The sequence below is a fragment of the Paracoccus niistensis genome (assembly GCF_042432925.1).
In the GTDB taxonomy this organism is placed as follows: domain Bacteria; phylum Pseudomonadota; class Alphaproteobacteria; order Rhodobacterales; family Rhodobacteraceae; genus Paracoccus; species Paracoccus niistensis.
Genome location: NZ_JBHLWE010000064.1, coordinates 1 through 4,352 on the forward strand (window position 1 = coordinate 1; position 4,352 = coordinate 4,352).

Annotated in this window: 3 protein-coding genes and 4 pseudogenes; 1 reads left to right on the plus strand and 6 read right to left on the minus strand. The window is 63.9% G+C overall.

The genetic code is table 11. The annotated features are described in order from the left end of the window. Positions 1-774: 774 nt before the first annotated feature. From ACFFII_RS17325 to ACFFII_RS17345, 5 genes and pseudogenes are all read right to left on the minus strand, one after another. Positions 775-1,222: pseudogene (locus ACFFII_RS17325) on the minus strand (YaiI/YqxD family protein). Positions 1,223-1,402: 180 nt separating this feature from the next. Next, positions 1,403-1,627 (minus strand): universal stress protein, encoded by a 225-nt coding sequence (locus ACFFII_RS17330; RefSeq protein ID WP_377700129.1) that lies wholly within the window; start codon positions 1,625-1,627, stop codon positions 1,403-1,405. Between the two features lie 154 nt (positions 1,628-1,781). Beyond that, positions 1,782-2,480, minus strand: a complete 699-nt coding sequence (locus ACFFII_RS17335; RefSeq protein WP_377700130.1) for a cyclic nucleotide-binding domain-containing protein — start codon at positions 2,478-2,480, stop codon at positions 1,782-1,784. 249 nt (positions 2,481-2,729) lie between these two features. Next, the gene (locus ACFFII_RS17340) at positions 2,730-2,927 is read right to left on the minus strand and encodes a ParB/RepB/Spo0J family partition protein (RefSeq protein WP_377700131.1); all 198 of its coding nucleotides are present in this window, start codon (positions 2,925-2,927) and stop codon (positions 2,730-2,732) included. Positions 2,928-3,081: 154 nt separating this feature from the next. Beyond that, positions 3,082-3,776 (minus strand): annotated as a pseudogene (locus ACFFII_RS17345) (recombinase family protein); the annotation flags it as partial. A 134-nt stretch (positions 3,777-3,910) separates the two neighbouring features. Here ACFFII_RS17345 and ACFFII_RS17350 point away from each other — a divergent pair. Then, positions 3,911-4,237: pseudogene (locus tag ACFFII_RS17350) on the plus strand (transposase); the annotation flags it as partial. Here ACFFII_RS17350 and ACFFII_RS17355 read toward each other — a convergent pair. Then, positions 4,168-4,352 (minus strand): annotated as a pseudogene (locus ACFFII_RS17355) (hypothetical protein); the annotation flags it as partial. The pseudogenes ACFFII_RS17350 and ACFFII_RS17355 sit on opposite strands and share 70 nt — an antisense overlap.

A 4,352-nucleotide genomic window follows, 5' to 3' on the forward strand; every position in this document is an offset into this window, starting at 1 on the left:
ACCGTAGCGCCAAAACCCGTCATGCACTAAGATTGCAAACGGACCACCTCATTGGGGCAGGCCATGGGGCGGTAGTGGCCAGAATAAATTTATCAAGCTTCGGCACGAAGCCTTTGGCTTTCTCGACTTCGTCGCGTAGCTCTTTCTCTGTGACTTTGCCGCTATACCCGCCTGTGCGGCCCTTACACTGAATTCCGACCCATTTATTGTGTCGACGATCTGTTCCATAGACATCGACACCCGCCTGTTTTGTCCGGAGCGGTCGTTTGCCTGAGCGTCGTCGGTTTCCCACTCGCGCTCGAACAGATCCCGGATGAGGCGCTCAAAGGCTTGCCAGTCAGATGGCGGCGGAAAATCAAAACTTGATATATTTGTCATGCTGGTCGGCGCTTATCTCCATTGCACCAAGACATGCACATATATCGACACGAAAGGAAGTCCAGAGGGCTGGCACCACCCTCGTTCCGCTGTGCCTAACAAAGTGCACGTCCGCAGCGCAGGTTTGTTCCGCATCGCAGACGCTCCTCAGATCGAAATGCTGCGCAACGTGTCAAATGGCTGCTTCGGGGAATGCCGCCCTGCAGTATCGGTCGAGCCCGACAAGCGGCTATGGGCCGACTGCTGCGGGACGCCCGTTGATGGTGCTCAAAGGTCGATGCGCTCGTAGAGGCTCAAAGCGTCCTCAATCTCCATGCCGAGATAACGGACCGTGCTGCCCATCTTCATAGTACCGAGCAGCACCGGAGCCATGCGTGGCGAGCCGGGGCTATTCGGTCATCCAGCACTGCTGCGGACTGCTCGCTCCAGTGCATTGAGGAGGCGGGACCGGTCCGCCTTCGTGAAGCTGCGGCCGCCTTCTGGCCGGGACGGATCGGCGGCTCGCAGGTCGGCCAGCAGATCGCGTGTTGCCAAAGCATTGCCGACGTTTTCCGGAGTCAGCGCCGCGCCGTTATGCGTGAGAACCTGTGCTCCGGCCGAGGACGCATCTCGCCGCCAGAGGGATGTCGCCGGTGATCACCACGTCTCCCAGACCGGCGCGGTCAGCGATTTACATGTCGGCCTCGTCCGGTCCTTCCGGCACGATCGCCGTCTCGACAAGCGGGTTCGGCGACGGTCTGATCCCGCCAATCGAGACAATCAGCACGCGCAGCTTGTGCCGCGTGGCCACACGCTGGACCTCGGCCTTCACCGGGCAGGCGTCCGCATCCACATAAATTGCCATCGATCAATACCCGTGTCGCAAGAGGTCGGGTGCTGCGCTACCCGGCTGGTCGCTTCTGCTCGATGCAGCATACTCCGGCAGGATCGCAAGGTCAGGTGCATGGCAGGCTGTGTATAATCGCTCGGCTTCTCGCCTGTCGAAATCAAAGGATGATGCTCACGCTGCGCGCGTGGAACTCGATCATCGCACCAGCAGAATCGGCACCGGGGCCTTTTGCAGGATCGCCATGGTGGTGGAGCCTACTACCAGACTGGAAATGCGTGAGTGCCCGTATGCGCCCATGATCAGGACGTCCAAGCCGCTGTCCTGCAGAGGGGTTAGGATCGCCTCATCGGGCGTGCCGGGCAGAAGCGCCGAGGCAGAAGACTGCATCTCCCTGCACTGCAGCCTGTACGACAGGGACATCGAGCGGCGCCTCATCGGGCTCCACGGCCTGCCTGCTGCCAAGGCCTGGGCATCGCAAGACAACGCCGTCTCAGTGCCGATTTGCTTAGCTTTTGCTTCGGCCTCCCCCTGCCGGGAGCAGGACGGATGCGCGGCAAATGTGTGTCCGGCCCGATCAGCACATCGAGGAACTGGCCGGCTTGTCCAGCATCAACCTGTGCAGGTGGTCGCAGTCCTCCGCATGAACGGTGGTTGCCTCGACACGCGCGCCGTGGTCGCGCAACCGCGCGAAGGCCCGCGAAAGGGTCTCGGGCTTCATGCCCAACTGGCAGGCGAGCAGCGCCTCGCCGTAGGGCAGCACTGCCTCCCGCTGGCCCGTGGTCTCCTCCATGCAGGTCAGCAGGAACGATGTCACGCGCTGGACGCCGGAACGCGCCTTCAGATCCTCGATCTGCAGCACGAATTGCTGCAGGTGATCAAGGACGGCGCACAGCATCGATCTCGCAAGCGCAGGCTCCTGTCCGACCAGCATCCTGAGCACCGCGGCTTTCAGGCGCAGCAGCCTCGTTCGCATCATGGCCCGGCTGGTGACCAGATGGGGCAGTTCCTGCAGGACAGAGGCTTCGCCGAAGCTGCGTCCGGTGCTCAGGAGATCAATCACCGTCTCGGCCCCGCTCGCCCCCACGCGGCAGAGCCTGATCCATCCCTCCAGCACGATGAACAGCGCCTCCGGTGGGTCATCCTGAAGAAAGGCCACCTCATCAGGTTTGAGGATCTGCAGCTGAGCCACCGCCAGCAATCTGTCCTGCAAGGTCCCCGGGAGGTCAGCCAGTACTGTCGAGCCGCGGGCAGTCTCGAGATCATCCGGTGTCATCGGGCTCCCTGGCGTCAGGCTTGGGTCCGGGAAACGCTAGCATGGATCGAAAAGTCGGCAACCAGAGGTCGAGACACGCTCAACGCAGCACCGCCATGTTGCAGAAAGGCCATCCGGTTCGTTCGACAGCCAGTTTCAGCGTCGTCGAGGTGCTGCAACCGATCAAGGGTGCATCCGATTTCGCGGGCTCAGCTCGCGCTTGAGCCCTGCCGCCCGGATGCAGGTGCGAGCAAGCTGCGCTGCTCCGCCTTAGGATACCGGCAGGGGCTCGAGCAGCCGGGCCAGCGTCACCTCTGGTCCCTGCTTGCCCTCAAGGATGGCCTCGACGATGTGGGGGGCGAGCAGCGTCAGCTGCAGAAGGCGGCTGACATAGGACATGGCGACGCCTTCGCGCTCCGCCACCTCGGCAATGGTCAGGCAGGCGCGCTGTCCAGCAGCCGCTTCCACCCGAACGTACGCCCCAGCGCCCGGACAAGGGTGCTGTCGGTGCGGCGGGGCTACACTGCTCCGGCTGGCAGCACGATCTTCCTACGCCTGCCGCGCCTGATGATGCGGAACGGGACATGGAGCGTGAGGGTGTCGGTTGCAGATGATGCGCGCATCATCCCGCCCGCTTCACGTCGCCGCCGCCGCACTGCATCTCCCGCGTGAGGCCCACTAGCCCGTCCACCCGGAGCCGGACCGTCAGCCCCTCGGTGCCGATCTCCACGCGCTCGACGAGCAGGGAGACGATGCGGGCCTGCTCGGTCGGGAATAGCTCGTCCCAGAGCGGATCCAGTTGCTGCAGCGCCCTGCGGGCCTCGTCCTCGCTGATCCCGTCCACCTCTGCGCGTGCGGCCCGCCACGTGCCGGCGATGATCTCGGGCTGGCGGAACACCGCGCGCAGCTGGCCCAGCACGGCCGCCCCGATCTCGCCGGCGGGCATCCGGGCAATGGGGCAGGCCCCGGCGCCGTGCTTCAGGATCGTCTGGCTGACGTAGTATCGATAGAGACGGTCGCCCTTGCGCGTATGAGTGGGGAGAAGGCGGCACCATCGGGACCGAAGAGCAGCCCCTTGAGGAGGGCAGGGGCGTCGGCACGAGTGCGGGCCGCACGCTTGCGCGGGCTTTCCCTGAGGATCGCGTGAACCTTGTCCCAGACGTCCCGGTCGATGATGGCCACGTGCTCGCCGGGGTAGCTCGCGCCCTTGTGGACGGCCTCACCGATACAGGCGCGATTGCCGAGCATCCGGTAGAGGTACTTCTTGTCGATCCGGTTGCCGCGGGACGTGCGCAATCCGCGCTGGGCCACTTCCTGGACCTGCCCCGGTTTCGTTCCGGTCTTCTGAGAGCAATGCTCGCCAAGAAGGAGACTGGATATGGCAGCGACACACAGCGACGAGTTCAAGCGAGATGCGGTTCGCCTCGCGCTCACCAGCGGTCTGACACGGCGCAGGCCAGGTCAGCGACTACACTGGAGCCGCGGCCTTGCCGGGAGGTTTGCCCTCAGCGGAATGGTTGCTTGCAGACCGGGGCTGCGATGCCGACGGGTTCAGAAATGCCCTGAAAGACAAAGGGATCACTCCCTGCATCCCGGCGCGAAAGTCTCGTGGTCGGCGCGTCAAGTATGACAAGCGCCCCTGCAAACGCCGCAACAGGATCGAGATCATGTTCGGCCGCCTGAAGAACTGGCGCCGCATCGCCACGCGTTACGGCAGATGCCCGAAGGTCTTCCTCTGCGCCATCGCGCTCGCCGCAACCATCATGTTCTGGCCATGAAACTCAATGGGTCCTGACCCTAGGACGGGCGGCCTCGGGGCCGCGATCCATCCCCAGATCACCATGGCCACATAGCCCAGGCACAGCACGATCAGCGTCAGCCAGGCGAAGCTGA